This is a genomic window from Brevundimonas sp. (assembly GCF_023259385.1).
GTDB lineage: Bacteria > Pseudomonadota > Alphaproteobacteria > Caulobacterales > Caulobacteraceae > Brevundimonas.
Window position 1 is genome coordinate 1 of the sequence record NZ_JAHFPF010000230.1, and the last position, 5,628, is coordinate 5,628.

At 68.7% G+C, this 5,628-nt stretch carries 4 protein-coding genes and 1 other RNA gene; 2 read left to right on the plus strand and 3 right to left on the minus strand.

Features of this window, described 5'->3' with window-relative positions:
• Positions 1-334 (minus strand): division/cell wall cluster transcriptional repressor MraZ (locus Q0C81_RS15170; RefSeq protein WP_291839748.1); only part of this gene is annotated, 334 nt, incomplete at its 3' end.
• A gap of 399 nt (positions 335-733) precedes the next feature.
• Between Q0C81_RS15170 and Q0C81_RS15175 the strand changes: the two genes are divergently transcribed.
• Positions 734-2,197 (plus strand): beta-lactamase family protein, encoded by a 1,464-nt coding sequence (locus Q0C81_RS15175; protein ID WP_291839751.1) that lies wholly within the window; start codon positions 734-736, stop codon positions 2,195-2,197.
• 70 nt (positions 2,198-2,267) lie between these two features.
• Here Q0C81_RS15175 and rnpB read toward each other — a convergent pair.
• Both rnpB and Q0C81_RS15185 read right to left on the minus strand, forming a co-directional pair.
• An RNA gene (gene rnpB, locus Q0C81_RS15180) (RNase P RNA component class A) lies at positions 2,268-2,662 on the minus strand.
• Between the two features lie 32 nt (positions 2,663-2,694).
• Positions 2,695-3,453: a hypothetical protein gene (locus Q0C81_RS15185; RefSeq protein WP_291839753.1), complete on the minus strand. Its 759-nt coding sequence runs from the start codon at positions 3,451-3,453 to the stop codon at positions 2,695-2,697.
• A 72-nt stretch (positions 3,454-3,525) separates the two neighbouring features.
• Here Q0C81_RS15185 and Q0C81_RS15190 point away from each other — a divergent pair, with 72 nt between their 5' ends.
• Positions 3,526-5,625 carry a TonB-dependent receptor gene (locus Q0C81_RS15190; RefSeq protein ID WP_291839755.1) on the plus strand — a complete coding sequence of 700 codons (2,100 nt, stop codon included), beginning with the start codon at positions 3,526-3,528 and terminating at the stop codon, positions 5,623-5,625.
• The last annotated feature ends 3 nt before the right edge of the window (positions 5,626-5,628 follow it).

Genomic DNA, 5,628 nt, shown 5'->3' on the forward strand with positions numbered 1-5,628 from the left:
GGCCGACGATGACCACGTCCTCGCCCAGATCGGCTTCCTGGCACAGGCTTTCCGGCAGGGTGATGCGGCCGCCGCCGTCGTAGGCCAGCGGACGCTGGCCGGCGTAGAAGGTCTCTTCCAGGGCGGTGCGCAGGTCGTCGCCGAAGGGCAGCTCCTCGATCATCGAGACGTACTCGGCCATCAGCTTGTCGCCGCCGGCCTCGAGGCAATCGGACTCGATCGAGAAGAAGCAGAACACGCCGTGCTCGGCGCCGTTGTCGGCGGTGCGGAACTCCTGCGGGATCAGCAGGCGGCGCTTGCCGTCCAGTTGTTTCTCATAGGTCGAGAGAAACACGCCCTGCCCACTCGAGCCCCTGAAAGCCCGCTCCCCTGAATCCCGTTGACGCCAGCCGGCGCACCCACACCCTTACTGAGGTTCTGGGATAGCATGGGATTGAGTGGGTCTCAATGGGATTAGTTGACGATCGTTAACCGTCAGACCCGCTCAAAATTGAACGAAAACCGGAACATACAGTGAACTATGCACATGTGGACGGACGGTGGATCGATGCTGACAGCCCTTTCGATCCAATCGGTTAAGACGGGGCGAAACCACTGGGATCGAAACCCTTCCGCCGATCCCAACCGGCGATGAAAATTTTCGGGCCGGCACGCGGCTTGCGCCGATTACCAAAGCTTCCCTGGCGGACCGGAACCCGAAGTGGTCGCTTGCCGGCACGCGACTGGAGCCGCCATGACGTTTCGCCCCCTGATCTTCGCCCTGGCGATCACCGTCGCCCTGGCCGGCGCGCCGGTCGCTGCCTCGGCCCAGCCGTCGCCCCCGCTCTCCAGCCAGCCCTCGGCCCGCGCTGACCTCGACGCCTGGGTCGGCCGGCAAATGAGCCTGCGTTCAATCCCGGGCATGCAAGTCGTGGTCGTGAAGGACGGACGGGTCGTCTTCTCGGGCGCCTATGGCCTGGCCAATCTGCAGACCCCGGTCCCGGTCACCCCGGACACCGTCTTCTCGATCAACTCCGCGACCAAGACCTTCACCGGCGTCGAGATCCTGCGGCTGGTCGAGCGCGGCGAGGTGGATCTGGACGCCCCGGTCTCGACCTATCTCGCGGACCTGCCCCAGGCCTGGCGGCCGATCACCGTGCGCCAGTTGCTGACCCACATGTCGGGCCTGCCTGACATCATCACGCGCGACGGCGGCTATGTCGGCCAGGACCGGACCTCGGCCATCGCCGCCCTGGCGGACCAGCCCCTGCGCGCCGCGCCCGGCGAGCGGTTCGCTTACAACCAGACCAACTATCTGCTTCTGCAATGGGTCATCGAGCAGGCGCGCGGCCGCGCCTTCGAGGCCGTGGTGGGCCAGGACGCCTTCGCCGCGCTGGGCATGACCCATTCCGGCTTCGGCGACTCTCTCGACCTCATCCCCGGCAAGGCCGACAGCTATCGCTACAATCGCCCGACGGACGGACAGCCGCCTCGCCTCCAGAACGTGCACGAGCTCTTCCCGCCCTTCACCCGCGCCGCGGCGGGTATCAACAGCTCGGGTCAGGACCTGGCACGCTGGCTGATCGCGCTGCAGGCCGGCCAGATTCTCAAGCCGGCGACGCTCGAGGCGCTGTGGACCCAGGGCCGCTTCAACGACGGCCGGACCGGCGAATGGGCCAACGGCTGGGTCGTCGTCGACCGCCCCGAGCACCGGTCCGTCGGCATGAGCGGCGGCGGCCGGTCCGCCTTCTCCGTCTATCCGGACGATGGCGTGGCGGTGATCATCCTGACCAATCTGGCGGGCGCCTATCCGGAGGAACTGACCGACCCCGTCGCCGCCCGCTTCATCCCCGGCATGACCCTGACCGGCGTGACCGCCCTGCGCGAGCGGCTGGAAGCGGAAGGCTTCGACCGGGCCGAACGGATCGCGGCGGAGTTCGTCGCGCGGGACGGCGCCGCCTCCCTGTCCGAAAGCGATCTGAACAACTGGGGCTATCGTCTGCTGTCCCGGGGCCAGATCGCGGACGCCCTCACGCTGATGAAGCTGATCGTCAAACTCCACCCGGACAGCGGCAACGCCTACGACAGCCTGGCCGAGGTGTACGCCCGCTCCGGCGACCGCGCCCGCGCCATCGAGAACTACCGGCGCGCCCTCACGCTCGATCCCGCCAACGCCAACGCCGTCGAACAGCTCAAGACGCTGGAGGACGGGCGCTAGCGCGGCGAGCGGCGGCCCCGTCCGCGCTCAAGGAGCGAGCGCCCGCGGCGCAAGCGCTAGGGCAAGAAATATGGTCAGACGGCCTGTAAGCCGGGTTCTGTTCCGCCCCCGAACCGAAGTCTGGGGACGGCGACGATCATTCCTCTGGACCGGCCATTGCTGACCGGTTCTCGCGACCTACCCGGATGCTCTCGGGCGGTGAGCCCTGCAGGCCGAAACCCACGCGACATCCCTATTCGGTCTTGCTCCAGGCGGGGCTTGCCATGCCGGTCCTGTTGCCAGTCCCGCGGTGGGCTCTTACCCCACCCTTTCACCCTTACCGGCCTCGCGAGGCCGGAGGTTTGCTTTCTGTGGCGCTATCCCTCGGGTCGCCCCGGGCGGGCGTTACCCGCCGCCTTTTCACCGTGGAGCCCGGACTTTCCTCGACGAGAGCATAACCCCCGCCGCGACCGCCCGGCCGTCTGACGGGGGCTAGGTGAGCTTTTCGAGGGACGGCGTCAAGGAACGGGTCGGCAGGCGATCACATAGTCATGCCCGTGGCGCAGCCCGCCCTCGGCCGCGCACAGGGCCAGGCCTTCGGCCCTCAGACGCTCGATCTCCCGCGCCAGGCTCTCCGCGACCCCGCGGTCCCGGATCCGCTCCAGGCGCCGCACCGCCATGTCGAGCTGCCCGTTCACCCACCTTTCGCGGTACCGATTGGCGAAGCGGCGCGAGGCGGTGATCACGAATCCCGACCGGGCCAGGGACGCCTCGACCCATTCGGCGGGATATTCGCGATAGGGCGTCTCATCGGCCAGCAGCAGGACCGCGTCCCGCATCCGGCCGATGGCCTGAACCAACCGTCCCGCGTCGCTCCCGGCCGCTCCGACCACGTAGGGATCCAGGCCGACGACATAGAGGGTCTTTCCCACCAGCGGCCTGAGGCGGGCGAACAGCTCGCCCTGGAAATAGGGTGAGAAGCCTTCGACGGCGCCCAGCAGATAGTCGGCCAGCACGGTCTCGAACCGCTCTCCCGCCAGCAGCGCCGGATCGGTCCAGTTGCCGACGATCAGACGGTCCGCCGGCCGCATTCGGTCGCCGACCCCGCGCGAGACCTGGGCGGCGTGACCCGGCGATCCCGTCACCCCGCACCAGCGGTCCGTCGGCAGGGCCGTGCTCCAAAGGCTGGAATTGACCCCGGTCCCCGCGTCCAGAAACCCGCCCCAGGGGCGGCCCGCCTGAAGCGCTTCGATATGGGTGAACAGAGCCGAGGTCATTGGGGGAAACCGTCTTGATTGTTGTTATAGTATAACATAACAGACCCCTCTTCAATCAAGCCGGGGGCTGTCATGCACACCAGAACCATCCTTCTCGCCGCCGCCGGCGTCAGCGCGCTCGCCGGCGCGGCCCAGGCCCTTCCCGACACGCCGCCCCAGTCTGGCCCGACGACCCAGCTCGACGAGGTCGTGGTCACCGCCGACCCCCTGGGCCGAGCCGGTCGGGACGTCATCTCCAATGTGGCGGTCGTCCGCGGCGACGATCTGGTGCACCGCCGTCAGGCCACGCTCGGCGAAACCCTCAGCGGCCTGCCCGGCGTCAACTCCGACACCTTCGGCGGCGGAGCCGCCCGCCCGGTTATCCGCGGCCAGACCGCGCCGCGGGTCAAGGTGCTGACGGACGGCGCCGCCATCCTCGACGCCTCCGAGGTCTCGCCCGACCACGCCGTCTCCGGCGACCCCCTGCTGCTGGAGGGCGTCGAGATCCTGCGCGGCCCCAGCGCCCTGATCTATGGCGGCGGCGCCATCGGCGGAGCGGTCAACCTGCTGGACAAGAAGGTGCCGACCCGCCTGCCGGCCGGCGGCCATGACGGCGTCGCCGAACTGCGCCTGGGCGGCGCCGACGACGAGCGCAGCGCCGTCGTCGGCCTGACCGCCGCCCTGGGATCATTCGCGGTGCGGATCGAGGCGGCCGGCCGCCGGTCCAACGACTACGACGTCCCCTTCTACACCCCGACCCACGCTGATCATGAGCATGGGGAAGACGAGCACGAGGAAAACGAAGGCTTCGACCGGCTGGAGGGCTCCTTCAACGACACCCGCACCCTGACCCTGGGCGGCTCGTGGATCGGCGCGCGCGGCTACCTCGGCGCCGCCTTCACCGAACAGCGCAGCGAATACGGCCTGCCGGGCCACAGCCACGAGTACGAAAGCTGCCACCCGCACGGCTCCAGCCTGCATTGCGGCGGCCACGACCATGGCGAGGACGACCATGATCACGATCATGACCATGAGCACGAGGGCGCGCCCACGGTCGATCTGGTCAGCCGCCGCGTCGATGTGCGCGGCGAGATCAACGATCCCTTCGCCGGGGTGGAGCGCATCCGCTTCCGCGGCGGCTTCACCGACTATCGGCATCACGAGATCGACGACGGCGCGATCGCGACCACCTTCTCCAACGAGGGTCACGACGCCCGCATCGAGGTCCAGCACGCGCCGATCGCCGGCTTCCGGGGCGTGGTCGGCGTCCAGAACGGGCGCAGCGACTTCGCCGCGGTCGGAACCGAATCCTTCATCCCTGAAAGCCGGATCGAGACCAACGCCCTGTTCGTGGTCGAGGAGTATCGGCTGGGCGACTGGCGGTTCGAAGGCGCGATCCGCCAGGAATGGCAGGACGCCTCGGCCAAGGGCCGCGCCGCGCGCAGCCACGACCCGTTCTCGATCTCGGCCGGCGCCAGCTGGGCCGTGGCGCCGGGTTATGTGATCTCGGCCAATGTGGCGCGCTCGCAGCGGGCTCCGACGGCCCAGGAGATGTACGCCCGGGGCGTTCACCTGGCGACCAACACCTATGAGATCGGTTCGGTCGACCTGGACGTCGAGACCGTGCAGTCGCTGGAGCTGGGCGTGCGCAAGACGACGGGGACCGTGACCTTCTCGGCCGGCGCCTACCGGTATGACTATGACGGGTACATCTATGCCGACACGCTGGACCGGTTCGAGGACTTCCGGCTGATCCGTTACACCCAGGCCGACGCGCGCTTCACCGGCGTCGAGGGGGATGTGACCTGGCGGGTTCGTCCCGACCTGTCCTTCACCGTCTTCGGCGACATGGTTCGGGCCGAGCTGAAGGACGGCGGAAACCTGCCGCGGATTCCGGCGGCGCGGGCGGGGGTCCGCGCGGACGCCCGGCGCGGCGACCTGTCCGGCGATCTGGAGTACGTCCGCGTCTTCGAACAGGACCGCATCGCCGACTACGAACGCGAAACCCCCGGCTATGACATGGTCAACGCCACCCTCGCCTACGACGTCTCCGTCGCGGGCGCCGACGGACAGGTCTTCGTGCGCGGCACGAACCTGCTGGATGAGGTCGCGCTGAACCACGCCTCGTTCATCAGCAACCTGGCGCCGCTGCGGGGCCGCAACATGGTGCTCGGCGTCCGCGCCCGCTTCTGACAG

Coding starts and splice junctions, on each gene's coding strand:
- Q0C81_RS15175 (WP_291839751.1), top strand. CDS start 734: ATGACGTTTCGCCCCCTGATCTTCGCCCTGGCGATCACCGTCGCCCTG.
- Q0C81_RS15185 (WP_291839753.1), bottom strand. CDS start 3,453: ATGACCTCGGCTCTGTTCACCCATATCGAAGCGCTTCAGGCGGGCCGC.
- Q0C81_RS15190 (WP_291839755.1), top strand. CDS start 3,526: ATGCACACCAGAACCATCCTTCTCGCCGCCGCCGGCGTCAGCGCGCTC.